At 70.4% G+C, this 15,513-nt stretch carries 16 protein-coding genes and 1 tRNA gene; 13 read left to right on the top strand and 4 right to left on the bottom strand.

Annotated elements, in window-relative coordinates:
• Window positions 1-27: 27 nt before the first annotated feature.
• The 9 genes from CXR44_RS17140 (at window position 28) to CXR44_RS17100 (ending at window position 7,467) form a co-directional block, all read left to right on the top strand.
• The gene (locus CXR44_RS17140; protein WP_101787071.1) at window positions 28-771 is read left to right on the top strand and encodes an amino acid ABC transporter ATP-binding protein; all 744 of its coding nucleotides are present in this window, start codon (window positions 28-30) and stop codon (window positions 769-771) included.
• Between the two features lie 11 nt (window positions 772-782).
• Window positions 783-1,613, top strand: coding sequence for a glutamate ABC transporter substrate-binding protein (locus CXR44_RS17135; protein WP_101787070.1), 831 nt, complete (start codon window positions 783-785; stop codon window positions 1,611-1,613).
• 2 nt (window positions 1,614-1,615) lie between these two features.
• Window positions 1,616-2,284, top strand: coding sequence for an amino acid ABC transporter permease (locus tag CXR44_RS17130; RefSeq protein ID WP_101787069.1), 669 nt, complete (start codon window positions 1,616-1,618; stop codon window positions 2,282-2,284).
• On the top strand, window positions 2,281-3,093 hold the full coding sequence (locus tag CXR44_RS17125; protein WP_101787068.1) for an amino acid ABC transporter permease: 813 nt from the start codon (window positions 2,281-2,283) through the stop codon (window positions 3,091-3,093). Before CXR44_RS17130 ends, CXR44_RS17125 begins: the two co-directional genes overlap by 4 nt.
• A 129-nt stretch (window positions 3,094-3,222) precedes the next feature.
• Entirely contained in the window at window positions 3,223-4,089 is an 867-nt protein-coding gene (locus CXR44_RS17120; protein ID WP_101787067.1) for an MBL fold metallo-hydrolase, read from the top strand.
• A 186-nt stretch (window positions 4,090-4,275) separates the two neighbouring features.
• The gene (locus CXR44_RS17115; RefSeq protein WP_101787066.1) at window positions 4,276-4,842 is read left to right on the top strand and encodes an RNA polymerase sigma factor; all 567 of its coding nucleotides are present in this window, start codon (window positions 4,276-4,278) and stop codon (window positions 4,840-4,842) included.
• A complete protein-coding gene (locus CXR44_RS17110) occupies window positions 4,839-5,813 on the top strand; it encodes a CU044_5270 family protein (protein WP_101787065.1) in 975 nt (324 codons plus the stop codon). Before CXR44_RS17115 ends, CXR44_RS17110 begins: the two co-directional genes overlap by 4 nt.
• 90 nt (window positions 5,814-5,903) lie before the next feature.
• On the top strand, window positions 5,904-6,539 hold the full coding sequence (locus tag CXR44_RS17105) for a GNAT family N-acetyltransferase (RefSeq protein WP_101787064.1): 636 nt from the start codon (window positions 5,904-5,906) through the stop codon (window positions 6,537-6,539).
• Window positions 6,540-6,651: 112 nt separating this feature from the next.
• Window positions 6,652-7,467, top strand: a complete 816-nt coding sequence (locus CXR44_RS17100; protein WP_101787063.1) for a family 43 glycosylhydrolase — start codon at window positions 6,652-6,654, stop codon at window positions 7,465-7,467.
• 806 nt (window positions 7,468-8,273) lie between these two features.
• Here the strand turns inward: CXR44_RS17100 and CXR44_RS39475 are convergent.
• Window positions 8,274-8,417, bottom strand: coding sequence for a hypothetical protein (locus tag CXR44_RS39475; RefSeq protein WP_180903542.1), 144 nt, complete (start codon window positions 8,415-8,417; stop codon window positions 8,274-8,276).
• 445 nt (window positions 8,418-8,862) lie between these two features.
• On the opposite strand from CXR44_RS39475, the gene CXR44_RS17095 reads away from it, so the two are divergent.
• Window positions 8,863-9,096, top strand: coding sequence for a glycoside hydrolase family protein (locus tag CXR44_RS17095; protein WP_101787062.1), 234 nt, complete (start codon window positions 8,863-8,865; stop codon window positions 9,094-9,096).
• A gap of 161 nt (window positions 9,097-9,257) precedes the next feature.
• Here CXR44_RS17095 and CXR44_RS17090 read toward each other — a convergent pair whose 3' ends face one another.
• The 3 genes from CXR44_RS17090 to CXR44_RS17080 all read right to left on the bottom strand — a co-directional run bounded on the left by CXR44_RS17090 (window position 9,258) and on the right by CXR44_RS17080 (window position 11,361).
• Window positions 9,258-9,824, bottom strand: a complete 567-nt coding sequence (locus CXR44_RS17090) for a phosphoribosyltransferase (protein WP_101787061.1) — start codon at window positions 9,822-9,824, stop codon at window positions 9,258-9,260.
• Between the two features lie 178 nt (window positions 9,825-10,002).
• Entirely contained in the window at window positions 10,003-10,923 is a 921-nt protein-coding gene (locus tag CXR44_RS17085; protein WP_101787350.1) for a DNA-processing protein DprA, read from the bottom strand.
• Between the two features lie 364 nt (window positions 10,924-11,287).
• Window positions 11,288-11,361: transfer RNA gene (locus CXR44_RS17080), tRNA-Lys, on the bottom strand.
• 112 nt (window positions 11,362-11,473) lie between these two features.
• Here CXR44_RS17080 and CXR44_RS17075 point away from each other — a divergent pair.
• The 3 genes from CXR44_RS17075 to CXR44_RS17065 all read left to right on the top strand — a co-directional run bounded on the left by CXR44_RS17075 (window position 11,474) and on the right by CXR44_RS17065 (window position 15,462).
• Window positions 11,474-12,319: an AAA family ATPase gene (locus tag CXR44_RS17075; protein ID WP_101787060.1), complete on the top strand. Its 846-nt coding sequence runs from the start codon at window positions 11,474-11,476 to the stop codon at window positions 12,317-12,319.
• Between the two features lies 1 nt (window position 12,320).
• Window positions 12,321-13,751, top strand: a complete 1,431-nt coding sequence (locus tag CXR44_RS17070; RefSeq protein ID WP_101787059.1) for a vWA domain-containing protein — start codon at window positions 12,321-12,323, stop codon at window positions 13,749-13,751.
• Between the two features lie 154 nt (window positions 13,752-13,905).
• The gene (locus CXR44_RS17065) at window positions 13,906-15,462 is read left to right on the top strand and encodes a PP2C family protein-serine/threonine phosphatase (protein ID WP_219601849.1); all 1,557 of its coding nucleotides are present in this window, start codon (window positions 13,906-13,908) and stop codon (window positions 15,460-15,462) included.
• The last annotated feature ends 51 nt before the right edge of the window (window positions 15,463-15,513 follow it).

Raw genomic sequence — 15,513 nt, 5'->3', positions numbered from 1 at the left:
CGCGGACGGACGGAAGGAGCGCGAACCGTGCCCGACCAGGAGCTGGTCGTCCTCGACCAGGTCAACAAGCGCTTCGGCGATCACCACGTGCTCAGGAACGTCAACCTGAGCGTCCGGCGGGGCGAGGTCGTGGTCGTCATCGGCCCGTCCGGCGCCGGCAAGTCCACCCTGTGCCGTGCGATCAACCGGCTGGAGACCATCGACTCCGGCACGATCACGGTGGACGGCGTGCCGCTGCCCGCCGAGGGGCGGGCCCTGGCCCGGCTGCGCGCCGAGGTCGGCATGGTGTTCCAGTCGTTCAACCTGTTCTCCCACCGGACGGTCCTGGACAACGTCGTCCTCGGCCAGGTCCACGTGCTGAACAAGCGCAGGGACGCCGCCGAGCGCCGCGCCCGCGAGCTGCTCGACCGGGTCGGCATCGGCGCGCAGGCCGCCAAGTTCCCCGCCCAGCTCTCGGGCGGGCAGCAGCAGCGGGTCGCCATCGCCCGGGCCCTGGCCATGGACCCGAAGGTGATGCTGTTCGACGAGCCCACCTCCGCCCTCGACCCCGAGATGGTCAACGAGGTGCTCGACGTGATGACGTCACTGGCCCGCGACGGCATGACCATGATCGTCGTCACGCACGAGATGGGCTTCGCCCGCCGGGCCGCCGACCGGGTCGTGTTCATGGCCGACGGCGAGATCGTCGAGCAGAACGGCCCGGACGACTTCTTCGGGACGCCGGCCACCGAGCGCGCCCGGTCCTTCCTCGCCAAGATCCTCACGCACTAAGGACAGCAATCATGTTCGGTACATCCCGCTACGCCGTGGTCGCCCTGCTCGCGCTCGCTCTCACCGCCTGTGGAAGCGGCGAGGAGACGTACGCCTCCATCGTGGACAAGGCGAAGAACGCCAAGAAGCTCGTCGTCGGCGTCAAGGCCGACCAGCCCGGACTCGGGCTGCGGACCCCCGACGGGAGCTTCAGCGGCTTCGACATCGAGGTGGCCAGGTACGTGGCCAGGGAACTGGGGGTCAAGGCCGAGGACGTCACCTTCAAGGAGACCGTGTCGGCCAACCGTGAGGCGTTCCTGCAGCAGGGCCAGGTCGACATGGTGGTGGCGACGTACTCCATCAACGACGCCCGCAAGGAGAAGGTGTCGTTCGCCGGGCCGTACTTCGTGGCCGGGCAGGACCTGCTGGTGCGCGCGGACGAGGCGAGCCTCACCGGGCCGGAGGCGCTCAACGGCAAGAAGCTCTGCTCGGTGGCGGGTTCGACGCCGGCGCAGAAGGTCAAGGAGAGCTACGCCAAGGAGGTGCAGCTCCAGGAGGAGCGCACCTACTCGGCCTGCGTCGACCGGGTCCTCGGCGGCCAGCTCGACGCCATCACCACCGACAACGTGATCCTCGCCGGGTACGCCGCCCAGCACGCCGGCAAGCTCAAGGTCGTCGGCAGGACGTTCAGCACGGAGAAGTACGGCATCGGCCTGAAGAAGGACGACAAGCAGGGCCGGGACGCGGTGAACGACGCGCTGGAGAAGATGTTCGCCGACGGGAGCTGGAAGAAGGCGCTGGAGGGCAGCGTCGGCGCCGCCGGCTTCGCCGTGCCGCAGGCCCCGCAGCTGGAGCGGTACTGACCGTGGACGCGCTGCTGACCGAGTGGCCGACGATCACTCTCGCCTTCTGGATGACGGTCAAGCTGGCCGCCGTCAGTGCGATCGGCTCGCTGGTGCTGGGGACGGCGCTGACCGCCATGCGGGTGGCGCCGCTCGCGACCCTGCGCGGCGCCGCCGGCACGTACGTGACCGTGGCCAGGAACACCCCGCTGACGCTGGTGCTGCTGTTCACCGGCCTCGGCGTGGGGGCGAACCTCGGCGTCGAGCTGTCGGCCGACATCGCCACCAACAACTTCTGGCTCGCCACGATCGGGCTGACGGCCTACACCTCGGCGTTCGTCTGCGAGGCGCTGCGCTCGGGCATCAACACGGTGCCGGTCGGCCAGGCCGAGGCCGCCCGGTCGCTCGGGCTGGGGTTCGTCAAGACGCTGGCGCTGATCACGCTGCCGCAGGCGTTCCGGGCGGTGATCGCGCCGCTGGGCAGCATCCTCATCGCGCTGACCAAGAACACCACGATCGCGCTGGTGGTGGGCGTGAGCGAGGCTTCGGTGCGGATGCGGGAGATGATCGAGACCTACGGGGACCAGGTGCTGCAGATCTTCTTCGGGTTCGCGCTCGGGTTCGTGGTGCTGTGCCTGCCGACCGGGCTGCTGTTCGGCTGGCTGTCGCGCCGCCTGGCGGTGGCGCGATGAGCTACGCGAACCTGTACGAGGTGCCCGGGCCGCGCGGCGTCCGCCGCAACCGGGTGCTGGGGGCGGTCATCGCCCTCGCCCTGCTGGGCGTGGCGTACGTGGTCTACGTGCGCTTCGACGACAAGGGCCAGTGGGCGGCCGAGAAGTGGACGCCGCTGCTGCGGGCCGACGTCTGGACCACGTTCATCCTGCCCGGGCTGGCCGGGACGCTGCTGGCGGCGGTCGCCGGGGTGGTGCTGGCCGGGCTGTTCGGGCTGGTGTTCGCCGCGGCCCGGCTGTCGGAGCACCGGTGGGTGCGGGTGCCCGCGGGGGCCGTGGTCGAGTTCTTCCGTGCCGTGCCGCTGCTGTTGCTGATCTTCTTCGCGTTCTTCGGCTCGTACGTGCTCATCGGCGGGAACGTCTCGGCCTTCGCGGCCGTGGTGTTCGGCCTGACCGTCTACAACGGCTCGGTGATCGCCGAGATCATCCGGGCCGGGGTGCTCAGCCTGCCACGCGGGCAGTCGGAGGCCGCGTACGCGGTGGGGATGCGCAAGAGCCAGGTCATGCGGCTGGTGCTGCTGCCGCAGGCGCTGCGGGCCATGCTGCCGGCGGTGGTGTCGCAGTTCGTCGTGCTGCTGAAGGACTCGGCGCTGGGGCTCATCGTGGGGTACGACGAGCTGGTGGACCGTGGACTGAACGGCATAGCGGCCAACTTCTCCAACGTGATCCCGGCGGCCATCCTCATCGCCGCGATCTTCATCGTGATCAACCTTTCGCTGGACCGCCTCGCCCACTGGCTGAACGACCGCCGGTCGGCGGGGGCCCGCTGACCCGGCGGCCCGCGCGGCTCCCGCCCCGGACACGACCTGTCCGGGGCGGGAGCCGTCCTACCAAGCAAGGGCTTGCTGGAGAGCCGTCCTTCGATCTACGGTGAGCCCCGGAGCCGGAGGAGGAGCCGCATGGCCACGTTCCAGGTCGGGGCGGTCAGCGTGACCGAGATCGTCGAGACCGACATGCCGGTGCCCGTCACCCTGGCCTTCCAGGGTCTCAACGGCGAGGCCGACCTGGTCGGCACGCTCCGCGACCGCTACCCGGCCGCCCTCTTCACGGCCGGCGGCGACCCGCTGCTCGTCTTCCGCAGCCACGTCCTGCGCACCCCCTCCAGCGTGATCGTGCTGGACACCTGCTGGGGCAACCACAAGGAACGCCTGCTCGACCCGTACGCGCACCGCCTCGACACCCCCTACCTGGAGCGCCTGGCGGCGACCGGGACCGACCCGGCCGAGGTGGACTACGTCTTCTGCACCCACCTGCACCAGGACCACGTCGGCTGGAACACCCGCCTGGTGGACGGCGCCTGGGTGCCCACCTTCCCCAACGCCACGTACCTGTTCGTCGCCGCCGAGTACGAGCACTTCAGCACGGTGCCGCCGGGCACGCACGGCCACGACTCGTTCGCCGACAGCGTCCTGCCGATCGTCGCCGCCGGCCGGCACCGCCTCGTCGGGCCCGGCTTCGCGATCGACGACACGGTCCGGATCGAACCGCTGCCCGGCCACACCCCCGGCCACAGCGGCCTGCACGTCACGTCCGGCTCCCAGGAGGCCGTCTTCACCGGCGACCTCTTCCACGTCGCCCACCAGTTCGCCCGGCCCGGCTGGCACATCGTCTCCGAACACGACGCGCGGCAGGCCACCGAGACCCGCCGCGCCCTCCTCGCCCGCTACGCGGACACGCGCGTCCGGGTCGTCCCCGCCCACTTCGCCCTCCCCGCCGGCGGCTACCTGGAGTCCCGGCCCGACGGCTACGGTTACGTCCCCGCCTGACACGTCCCGTACGGCCGTCTGCCGCACCGCGGGATGGAACCTTTCCCCGGCATCCGGATAAGTACGGTCGTGATATCCATTCCACACGAGGAGTCGGCCCTGGCGGACCCGACGCTTCACAGGGCGGCACCTGACGGCCGCGGTCGCACGCGTGGAGCAGAGGCGACTCCCGACCCGCCGTTACCGATGCACGACTCGGCGGTCATCGAAACGTCGCTGCGCGAGCCGGAACGCTTCGCCGAACTGTTCGACCGGCATGCCGCCATGCTGCACCGCTACGTCGTCCGGCGCCTCGGCCCGGACCAGGCGGAGGACGTGGTGGCCGAGACGTTCACCCGGGCGTTCGAGAAGCGGCACAAGTACGCCTTCCACCGCCCGGATGCCCTGCCGTGGCTGTTCGGCATCGCCACGAACATCATCGGCACCCACCGCAGGGCGGAGGTACGCGGATACCGAGCGCTCGCACGAACCGGCGAGGACGCCGTGGCGGTCGCCTTCGATGAGCGGGTGGTCGCCCGGGTCTCCGCCTCGGCGACACGGGAACGGCTCGCGGCCGCGCTCGCCAAGCTGGGCCGGGGGGAGCGCGACGTCCTGCTGCTGATCGCCTGGGGCGACCTCAGCTATGAGGAGACGGCCCAGGCGCTGGACGTGCCCATCGGCACCGTGCGGTCCCGGCTGTCCCGCGCCCGACGCAAGATCGTCCACACGCTGGGCGGCAGCAACCCGAGCGACGTCATCGAGGAGGTCCGATGAACGACCTGGACATGGTCCGCGACCTGCGTTCCCAGGTGCGGCAGAGTGAGGCGAGCGATCTCCACGACGCCCGGCGGCGGCTGCTGGCCGCCATGGCTCCGGAGCGGCGGGCCCGCAGGACCCGCCGTACGGTGCTGCGCGTGGCCGTCGTCAGCCTCTGCGGTGTCACGATCACGACCGGGGTCACGGTCGGGCAGACCTTCCGCACGGACGGCGACGGGCAGGTGACCGCCACCGCCCCGGCGTGGCTGGGCGTGGCGAACGCGGAGACCTTGGCCAGGCGCGCGACGGCGGCGGCGGCGGACCAGCCGGACGTCTATCCGCGAGTCGACCAGTGGGTCTACGTCAAAAGGGACATCTACCGCTCGCCCAAGGTCACGCGCAGGTCGGCCGGGGAAGGTCAGGCACCTTCGCGCCACACCGAGGAGATGTGGATTCGGGGGGACGGCAAGGAGAGGGCGCTCCGGGAGCAGGGCAGCACATCCATCAAGCGACGCCAGGGCGGGGAGAATCCCCGTATCCGGTTCGACCCCGCCTACCTGCGCTCGCTCCCCCTGGAACCTGCCGCCTTGCTGGAACGCCTGAAGAAGGACTCAGCAGCTGCGACCTCTCTGCCCGCGGAGCGGGCGGTGAGCCATCAGATCCTTGTCATCCTCCAGGAGGGCGCTCCGGCCGCCCGCCTGCGTGCCGCGCTCTACACCGTCCTCTCGCAGCTGGACGACGTCGGTGTGGAGAGGGTGCACGACCTGCTCGGAAGAGAGGGCGTAGGGATCTACACGGTCGACGACGAGGGGATGCGTCAGGAAGTCATCATTGATCCGAACACCTACGTCCTGCTCGGCGGGCGCCGCGTCTACGTCGGCGGATCGCCGCCGCCGCCTCCCTACGGCAAGGTCCCCGTGGGTGAGGTGATCCTCTCGGTGGCCCAGGTGACCACCGGCATCGTCGACCGCGCGGGAGACGTCCCGTAGGCGAAGCCCCGGCCGGTGCCTGTCACGAGGGCCGGGCACCGGCCGAAAACCAGGTGAGACAGCCGGGCCGGCACGGAAGGATGGCGCGGTATGCGCCACTGGCCCCTTTTCGACCTCCGCCTGACCACGCCCCGCCTCGAACTGCGCCTGCCCGGCCCCGACGACCTCGACCAGCTCGCGGACCGCGCCCTCGAAGGGGTGCACGACCCCGAGCGGATGCCGTTCTTCGTGCCGTGGACCGACCTGCCGTCCGACGAGCTCGGCGGCGAGGTGGTCCGCTACCAGCTCGGCGTCATGTCGCGGTGGCGTCCCGAGCAGTGGAGCTGCAACTTCGCCGTCGCGCACGAGGGCCGGGTGATCGGCGTCCAGGAGCTGTCCGCCACCGACTACGCGGTCACGCGCGAGGTGTCCAGCGGTTCGTGGCTGGGCCTGAGGCACCAGGGCCGGGGGCTCGGCACCGAGATGCGGGCCGCCGTGCTGCACCTGGCCTTCGCCGGGCTGGACGCGTTGACGGCCGTCTCCGACGCGTTCACCGACAATCCGGCCTCGCTGGCCGTCTCCCGCAAGCTCGGATACCGGCCCGACGGCCTGTCGGTGCAGGCCAGGCGCGGCGAGCGGGCCGTGCAGCAGCGCCTGCGCCTCGACCGCGCGGACTTCGCCTGCCCGGTGCCAGTACGGATCACGGGGCTGGAGCCCTGCCTCCCGCATTTCGGCCTCCGTCCCTGACGAAGCCCGCCGGAATCCCGAGGCCGCGGACCGGCGGGGCCCCGCGCCGGCGGCCGGAGCCGCGCATGCCAGGCTGTGCCGTGCAACGCAGCCGCCCAGATCGGAACAGCACATGAGGTATGTGGACCCCGTCTTCGCCGGACCCACCGATCCCACCGTGGTGCGCGACGGCGACCGCCGGCTGATGTACTACACCAGCCGCCGCGCCAACGTGCCCGGCCTGCCCGGCCACTCGTGGGTGTTCGGCACGCCCATCGGGATGGCCGAGTCGCCCGACGGGGTCACCTGGAGCTACGCCGGCGACGCGGTGATCGACATCCCGGGCGAGGACCTCACCTTCTGGGCCCCCGAGGTCGTCGTGCACGACGGGCTCGGGCACATGTTCCTCACCGTGATCCCCGGCATCCACACCGACTGGGGACACGACGGCGCCATCGTCCACCTGACCAGCACCGACCTGCGGACGTGGGGCGACCCCCGGCCGCTCAGGCTGGCCACCGACCGGGTGATCGACGCCTGCGTGCTCCGCCTGCCCGACGGCACCTGGCGCCTCTGGTACAACGAGGAGACCAGCGGCAAGAACACCTACTACGCCGACAGCCCCGACCTGTTCACCTGGACCGACCACGGCCGGGCGATCGCCGACCAGCCGGGCGAGGGCCCCAACGTCTTCCACTGGCGTGACCGCTACTGGATGATCACCGACGTGTGGCAGGGCCTCGCGGTCTACCACTCCCCCGACGCCCTGACCTGGACCCGTCAGCCCGGCACCATCCTCGCCGCCGACCCCCGCGGCCACCACGCGGACGTCGTGATCGACGGCGGGCGGGCCTTCGTCTACTACTTCACACCCACCGGCGACCGCACCAGCGAAATCCGCCGCGCCGAGCTGGTCCTGGCCGACACCGGAACCCTGACCACCCGCTGAACGCCACTTCGCGTATCCGCGATCACGGTGAATCAGGTGGTGAACCCACACGGCTCGACCAACAAGCGCTGCGCCCCCGTCCACCGTTAGGGCACACTGGAAACATGGGCTGTCGCGGGACCGGCCGAGACCTACACCCGGCGGTGGGAGCCCCGTAGCCCGCCCAGCGGACAACGCGGAAAGCCCGCGGCAAGGCGCAGAACCTCCCGCGGGGGAACCGCGCCTGTTCCGCGAAGACGGCGCCCTGACATCTGACGACAGGATGGGTGGCGGGACTGGCCAGATCCGCCCCCACTCTGCGTGTCCTTATTCGCAGTCCCTCGGCGCGTATGGAATGGAGCCACCTCTAAACGTCTGTCCACGCCTTGACGATGTGGCAGTTGTAGGCGTCACCCGACACCCTCGAGAACGGCGGGCTCGGAGTATCCGACTTTCGCGACACCCAGTTGCCGTAAATCGTGGTCGTGTAGGGGTACGTCGGCGAGTCACACTTCGCCGCCACGCGATATCTCCCGAATCCGGCGAAGCACCAGGCCGCCGCCTTGTTACTCCCGCTGCGGGAGGCATGACAATCATCGACGGCCGCTTGAGCGGGCGAGCTGACCAGACACAGCGTGGTCGCGGCCACAGCGGTCGCCGTCAGGGCTCGTAAAACGTTGGCGCGGTTCATCATCTTTCCCTCTTCGATGACGTGGTCTTACTTCTGGAGGTCGTATCCTCCGCGCGGCATAAGGTTCGATGCGTAGGTGCCGCAAGTTGATCTTAGGCTGCCTCGACAGTAGCTGCCAAGATCGCACCCTCCGCCGTCAGTGGCGGGCGGCCGCGCCGGCGAGCTCCCCTGACGGATCGGTGCGCCGACTCCACCACCACGGCGCGAGCTGCACGAGGCCGAACGCCACCTCGACGACGAAGATCAGCCACAGCAGCCGCGGCCCCGTGGGCCACGGCATACGCCTGCGGTCCGCGCCTCTGCAGGAGCGCCACTTCACGAACTCCGGCAGGTTAGCGCCGCCTGATGGACGATTTCCAGGAACGGCTCGCCCGACTGGCACTCACGCTCATCTCGGACCATTCGTCCTGGGTGGCGGTCACGCCGTACAACTTCACGGCATGGGGCCGGTTGGTGAACAGGTCGATGTCTTCGGAGGGGCGGCTGTGTCCACACCGCGCTGGAGCACGAATTCCGCCGCCACGGCTACACCGTGAACGTGACCAGGCACACCCCGGATCTCGTCCAGATGATCATCACAGACTAGAACGGCCTGGCCTGCAAAGTCGAGCTCAGCGTCTTCTGGCAGGCCCACGCTCCAGTCCACCTGGACCGACCATGGCCAGGCGATCGCCGACCAGCCGGGCGAGGGCCCCAATGTCTTCCACTGGCGCGACCGCTACTGGATGATCACCGACGTGTGGCAGGGCCTCGCGGTCTACCACTCCCCCGACGCCCTGACCTGGACCCGTCAGCCCGGCACCATCCTCGCCGCCGACCCCCGCGGCCACCACGCGGACGTCGTGATCGACGGCGGGCGGGCCTTCGTCTACTACTTCACACCCACCGGCGACCGCACCAGCGAAATCCGCCGCGCCGAACTGGTCCTGGACGCCACCGGAACCCTGACCACCCGCTGACCGTCGCGGGCCGGCCCGAGCCAGGGCGGCCGAACGGCCGGCCGTGGCTCACCGAGATCCCCGCGTTCGGGCCGTGAATAAGGGAATCCCAGGCCGGAGCACCACCGAGTACCATCTCCGAAATTGCCGGGGGTACGTTCGGGCAGCATGCGCACCTCCCATCACCCGCCGTCCAGGCGGTGGACGGCGCAGACCTCCTGCTGGTAGGGCCGATCCTTGATCGCGTCAAGGATCGGCTTCCAGTCCGGGTACCCCGGGTTCACATGCCGTCCTAGAACGACCGCTCCGACTCGGGACGCTCCGGCCTGCTTCAACGCGAAGGCGGCCGACTGCACCCGGGCGCCCGTCGTCCAGGTGTCGTCGAGCAGCAGGACGGCAGCGCCGTCGAGTTCTTCTTGAAGGGCAGTGAATCTATCCGGGTGGAAGGCGCGCGACTCGGAGCCGATCTCGGAGTTCGCGGTGAGTTCCGCCCAGAGGAAGCGAAGCCGGTTACCGACCAGCGCCTTGAGCGGGTGCTCGCCCTCGCGACCTTTCGTACTGGGCACCACGGTCACGTGCGTCCACTGATCGACGTGGGCGGCCCCGCTGACGCACCTGTGGTGGTCCACCAGGAAGACCATGAGGAGAGCGAGGAGATCGGTCTGCCTGTCCCTCGACGGATATGCCGCCTTGTACGCCGCCAGCGCGTGCGCGTGCTGTTGCCCCTTGATCGCGTATGAGATCGGCACCACCGCATCCGCCCCGCCGTTCTTCGCTGCCCGCAGTTGCTGGTCGCAGGGGTAGCAACGCGTCCATGGCGGCTTGGCTGGACCCCGACAGATGCCGCAGACCCCAGGTGTCAACGCGAGAGGATTTCGTAGATACGAAACCTGATCAGCGACGCGTTGCCGCGCCTCGTTCCAAGGGTCAGTTGCTCCAGGCAAAGGCGGGGATCTCCGGAAGCGAGTCGGGGCCTGCATTCAACCGGTTGATCAATCTTTCCACAACGGAGAGCAACTCGCTCAGGCTGGAGACTACATGGACGCCTGGTCTTTCGGCGTATGCCCTGGCCCAATCGTGCTCAAGAAGGTGATCTGGCATCACGACGGGGCGGCCGTGCTCCAGCGCCAGCCGTGCCTGGATTCGCGCGCCACTCTTCCACGGCGCCTCAACCACGACGGTGGCCGCCGCATAGCCACTCATCACGGCGTTCCGCATCGGGAAGGTCTTCTGGCTCGGCGGAGTATCCGGCCAGAACTGGCTGATCACTAGGCCTTCCCGACTGATCTGCTCCTGCAGGCGATGGTTCTCCGCCGGATAGAACTGATTGATCCCGGTGCCGATGACCGCCACGGTCCGGCCGCCTGCCCCCAGCGCCGCCCGGTGGGCGGCGGTGTCGATTCCCTTTGCCAGCCCGCTCACCACGGTCACGCCGTTGACCGCAAGCTCCCGCGCCACAGTGGAGGCGATCCGCAGGCCATTCTCGCTGGCCTGCCGGGTCCCCACAACGGCGATAGCCCGCCGCTCCTCCATCAGCCGGCCTCGAAAGAAGAGGATCGGCGGCATTTGATGGATGCCACGCAGTTGGCTTGGGTAGTCCTCATCGAGGCATGTCCGTACACCGATGCCCAGAGCTTCCCACTCTGCCAGTGCGTGCTCCGCCTTCGTGATCGCCGACTCCACGGGGTCAGTGTCGGCGAACAGGGTCTCCTGAATCCGCATCTCACCGTTGAGAACGGCGACCGCGCTGCCCTGTTCCAGGATCGAGAGCGCGATCTCGGCCCATTTCGCACCGGGACGCTGCAACAGCGCCACGAGCGCGGCACGTTCACGCAGCTCCGAGGACATGCCACCGATGCTACCCATGCGAGACCCCATAGCCCAACGATACCCAGGGAGCACTCAGAATTAGAACAGTTCGAATGGCGGATCTACAGCTCAGGGAGGGCTGGAGGTCAGCGACCGCACCATCGCCCTGGACGCCGAAACCGTCACTGTCTGCGCAACCACCGGCTCCGCCAGCAAGACGACGCGACCGCTGCCCCCACCGACTGTGTCCGAAAGGGATGATGGATGATCAGGCCGGACACACCGCGGACACACGACCACACCACGAGCAGCGCGAAGATCAACAACACCCAGACAGCCGAATATGTCGAGCCGTCAAACAAAGAACCCCCAGCTCAAACGCTTGAGCTGGGGATTTTCGCGGTGCGCCGCCAGGGACTCGAACCCCGGACCCGCTGATTAAGAGTCAGCTGCTCTGACCAACTGAGCTAGCGGCGCCTGCGTGCTGAGAGGAATATACCGGCCCTCGGCATTCTGGTCGAATCGGCGCCGGGCGGGCGGTCCGGGAGGCATGGCTAGAATAAAGTTCGGCACGTAGACGGGAGCACCGATGTTCGACTCGCCCGCCGAGGTGACGGAGCGGCTCGCCGCCGCGGACTACCTTTCCGACGACGCCATCTCCACGTCGGTGTTCCTCGCCGCCGCCCTGGGCAAGCCGCTGCTGGTCGAGGGGCCGGCCGGGGTGGGCAAGACGCAGCTAGCCAAGGCGATGGCCCGCGCGACCGGGTCGCAGCTCATCAGGCTCCAGTGTTACGAGGGGCTGGACGAGGCCAGGGCGCTGTACGAGTGGAACTACAGGAAGCAGCTCCTGCGCATCCAGGCCACCAGCGCCGACGACGACATCTTCACCGAGGAGTTCCTGCTGGAACGGCCGCTGCTCAAGGCCATCCGGGCGGGCGTGCCGACGGTGCTGCTCATCGACGAGACCGACAAGGCCGACGTCGAGGTCGAGGGGCTGCTGCTGGAGCTGCTGTCGGACTTCCAGGTGACGATCCCCGAGCTGGGCACCATCACGGCCACGCGCAGGCCGTACGTGGTGCTCACCTCCAACGCCACCCGCGAGCTGTCGGAGGCGCTCAAGCGGCGCTGCCTCTACCTGCACATCGAGTATCCGACCCCCGAGCGCGAGCGGGACATCGTGCTCAGCCAGGTGCCCACGATCCGCGCCGACCTGGCGGAGCAGCTCGCGCGGACCGTCGCCACGCTGCGGGCGCTGGAGCTGAAGAAGGCTCCGTCGGTGGCCGAGACGGTCGACTGGGCCAACACCCTGCTGGCGCTGGGCCGCGAGGAGCTGGACGAGGCGACGGTGGCGGGCACCCTGGGGGTGGTGCTCAAGCACGCCTCCGACCAGACGCGGGCGGTCAAGGAGCTCGGTCTCCCCACAGCCGGAGGGTGACATGTCGCTCATCGACAGGCATGTCGGGTTCGTCCACGCGTTGCGGCAGGCGGGGCTGCCGGTGTCGCTGGCCGAGGGGCTGGACGCCGCGCGGGCGCTGCGGGTCATCGACCTGGCCGAGCGCGGGTCGCTGCGCGCCGCGTACGCGGCGACGCTGGTCAAGAAGCCGGGGCACCGGGCCGCGTTCGACGTGCTGTTCGACCTGTGGTTCCCGCCCGCGACGACCAGCCGGTACGGCGAGCCGCCCGGCGCCCGCCCCGAACCGGCGGCCCCGGACGGCGGCAGGGAGGGCGACGGCGGGGACGGCGACACGGGCCCTCCCGACCTGGGGACGGCCGGGCGGGACGAGCTGCGCGCTCACCTGGCGCGGCTGCTGATGGGCGGGGCGGAGGCCGACGCGGAGCTGCGCGGCTTCGCCCGGGCCATGGTCGGGCGGTTCGGCCGCCAGGATGCCGGTCCTGGCCGGCAGAACTGGTTCTCCTACAGCGTGCTGCGGGCGTTGTCGCCCGAGACGCTGATGGCCGGCATCCTGCGCGAGGTCCTGGCCGGTCACGAGCGCGGCGGGCTGGCCGAGCGGACGGCCCGGCAGCGGGTGCACGACGGCGTCAGGCGCTTCGAGGAGGCCGTCGCCGCCGACGTGCGCCGCCGGATCGCCGAGGACTCCGGCGTGGAGCGCATCGCCCGCTCGGCGGTGCGCCCGCCGCTGGACCAGCTCGACTTCCTGCGCGCCACCCGGGCCGACCTCGCCCGGCTGCGCCGGGAGGTGCACCCGCTGGCCCGGCGGCTGGCGACCCGGCTGACGATCAGGCAACGGCGCGGGCGGCGCGGCCGGCTCGACTTCCGGCGCACGATGCGGGCCTCGCTGCAGACCGGTGGCGTCCCGCTGACCACGCACTTCAGACCGCCCCGGCCGCACCGGCCCGAGCTGGTGATCCTCTGTGACACCAGCGACTCGGTGTCGTCGTTCGCGCACTTCACGCTGCTGCTCACGTACGCGCTGAGAGAGCAGTTCGCGAAGGTGCGGGCCTTCGGGTTCGTGGACACGGTGGACGAGATCAGCCGCTTCTTCGAGCCGGGCGCGGACGTCGTGGAGGCCATGACGCGGCTCGCCGAGGAGGCGGACATGGTCAGGTTCGGCCGCACGAACTACGGCCACGCCCTGGAGCGGTTCGCCGAGCGCTACGGCGACGCGGTCGGGCCGAAGACCTCGCTGCTGATCCTCGGCGACGCCCGCTCCAACTACCAGCCGCCGGCCCTGGACATCCTGCGGTCGCTGGCCGGCCGCGCCCGGCACGCCTACTGGCTCAACCCGGAGCCGCGGCGGCAGTGGGACACGGGCGACTCCGTCGCGGGCGCGTACGGGACGGTCGTCCCCATGTCCGAGTGCCGCAACGTCGCCCAGCTCACGGCGTTCATCGAGCAGCTCGGCTGATGCCCGGCGGGTGGTTACCGCGCGGTAAGCAGGGTAGTCGTGTCGGTTACAGTGAAGGAATCGTCCACAAATTGGGCGATATGACACTGAGGAGGCAGAGCCCCGTAGCGGGCTCGCTGTTGTGACGGGTGCAACTCCAGATCTGGGCCCGAGCGTGACCAGGACGTGGCTGAGCGCCCCCTGGCCGGTGCTCCAGGTCGATGCCGAGGGGATCATCAGCCAGGCCAACGACGCGGCGCGCTCCCTGCTGACGGGCGCCGCGCCCGGCGTGCCGCTGGACGACGCCGTTCCGCACTGGCTCGCGCGCGCCGCTCCGGGCGCCGTGGCGCGCGGGCGGGTGGGCGAGAGCCTCTTCGAGGCCCATCCCACCGTCGACGGCGCCGGCGTGCTGTGGTGGCTGATGGACGTCACGGAGCGCGAGCGGGTGTCCGAGGCGCTGCGGGACGAGCGGCGGCGCACCGCCTTCCTCGCCGAAGCCTCCAACGAGCTGCTGTCGTCGCTGAACCTCGACCGGTGCATGGAGGTGACCGCCCGGCTGGCCGCCCGGCACCTCGCCGACGCGGCCCTGGTCATCCTGCCCGAGAGCGGGCACCGGTACCCGGTCGCCTACTGCGGCCCCGACGGCCGGGTGGTCCGCGAGAACCTCGCCGTCGACCCCGGCCAGGTGCCCGGCCTGGAGGAGGCGCTGCGGGGGTTCCCGCCGATGCCCTCGCGCTGGATCGATCCCGCCGCCGCCCCCGGCTGGCTGGCCCGCGAGGGGCTCGGCGAGCTGGGCTCCGTGGTGGTGACGGCGCTGCCCGGTCACGGCGTCCCGGCCGGGGCGCTGGTGCTGCTGCGGCGCGCCGTACACGCCGGGTTCTCCGCCGGCGAGGAGGTGTTCACGCGGCTGTTCGCCGCGCGGGCAGGCGCGGCCATCTCGGCGGCCTGCCTGTACGCCGAGCAGGCGTCCATCACCGAGGTGCTGATGCGCGAGCTGCTGCCGCCCCGGACGCGCCGGCTGGACGGCGTGGAGCTGGCGGCCCGCTACCGCCCCTCCGGTGCCACCGCGCTGGTCGGCGGCGACTTCTACGACCTGCATCCCGGCGCCCCCGGCGAGGAGTCGCTGGTGGTGCTGGGCGACGTGTGCGGCAAGGGCCTGGAGGCCGCCGTGCTCACCGGCAAGATCCGTGACACGCTGCACGCGCTCCTGCCCGTGGCCGACGACCACCAGCGCCTGCTGAGCATGCTCAACCAGGTCCTGCTGACCGGCGAACGGAACACGTTCGTCACGCTCGTGCTGGCGTCCGTGCGGCGGGACGGCCCGCGGGTACGGCTGCGGCTGACCAGCGCGGGGCACGCGCCCCCGGTGATCGTCCGGGCCGGCGGCCGGGTCGAGGAGACCCACACCAAGGGCACCCTCATCGGGATGCTGGAAGCCGTCACCAGCGTCACGGACACCGTGACGCTCGACCCGGGCGACACCTGCCTGCTGTTCACCGACGGCATCACCGAGGCGCGGGGCGGCCCGCTGGGCGACGAGCTGTTCGGCGAGCAGCAGCTGCTGGAGGAGCTCGAACAGTGCGCGGGCATGCCGCCCGAGGCGCTGACCGAGCGCGTCCAGATGCTCGCCTCCGAGTGGGCGGGCGGCGGCGACCAGGACGACATGGCCGTCATCGCCATCACCGCCCCCGTCGAACCCCGTCCGGCGAGCGAACGGAGCCCGGCCCGATGACCGCGCCGCACGACGGCCTCCCACGTCCGGCGAGCGAACGGAGCCCGGCCC

The organism is Nonomuraea indica, from assembly GCF_002850745.1.
In the GTDB taxonomy this organism is placed as follows: domain Bacteria; phylum Actinomycetota; class Actinomycetes; order Streptosporangiales; family Streptosporangiaceae; genus Nonomuraea; species Nonomuraea indica.
This window is presented reverse-complemented; position numbering and strand designations above follow the sequence as displayed.

Coding starts and splice junctions, on each gene's coding strand:
- CXR44_RS17135 (WP_101787070.1), top strand. CDS start 783: ATGTTCGGTACATCCCGCTACGCCGTGGTCGCCCTGCTCGCGCTCGCT.
- CXR44_RS17125 (WP_101787068.1), top strand. CDS start 2,281: ATGAGCTACGCGAACCTGTACGAGGTGCCCGGGCCGCGCGGCGTCCGC.
- CXR44_RS17075 (WP_101787060.1), top strand. CDS start 11,474: ATGTTCGACTCGCCCGCCGAGGTGACGGAGCGGCTCGCCGCCGCGGAC.
- CXR44_RS17100 (WP_101787063.1), top strand. CDS start 6,652: ATGAGGTATGTGGACCCCGTCTTCGCCGGACCCACCGATCCCACCGTG.
- CXR44_RS17105 (WP_101787064.1), top strand. CDS start 5,904: ATGCGCCACTGGCCCCTTTTCGACCTCCGCCTGACCACGCCCCGCCTC.
- CXR44_RS17085 (WP_101787350.1), bottom strand. CDS start 10,923: ATGTCCTCGGAGCTGCGTGAACGTGCCGCGCTCGTGGCGCTGTTGCAG.
- CXR44_RS17110 (WP_101787065.1), top strand. CDS start 4,839: ATGAACGACCTGGACATGGTCCGCGACCTGCGTTCCCAGGTGCGGCAG.
- CXR44_RS17115 (WP_101787066.1), top strand. CDS start 4,276: ATGCACGACTCGGCGGTCATCGAAACGTCGCTGCGCGAGCCGGAACGC.
- CXR44_RS39475 (WP_180903542.1), bottom strand. CDS start 8,417: ATGCCGTGGCCCACGGGGCCGCGGCTGCTGTGGCTGATCTTCGTCGTC.
- CXR44_RS17070 (WP_101787059.1), top strand. CDS start 12,321: ATGTCGCTCATCGACAGGCATGTCGGGTTCGTCCACGCGTTGCGGCAG.
- CXR44_RS17095 (WP_101787062.1), top strand. CDS start 8,863: ATGATCACCGACGTGTGGCAGGGCCTCGCGGTCTACCACTCCCCCGAC.
- CXR44_RS17120 (WP_101787067.1), top strand. CDS start 3,223: ATGGCCACGTTCCAGGTCGGGGCGGTCAGCGTGACCGAGATCGTCGAG.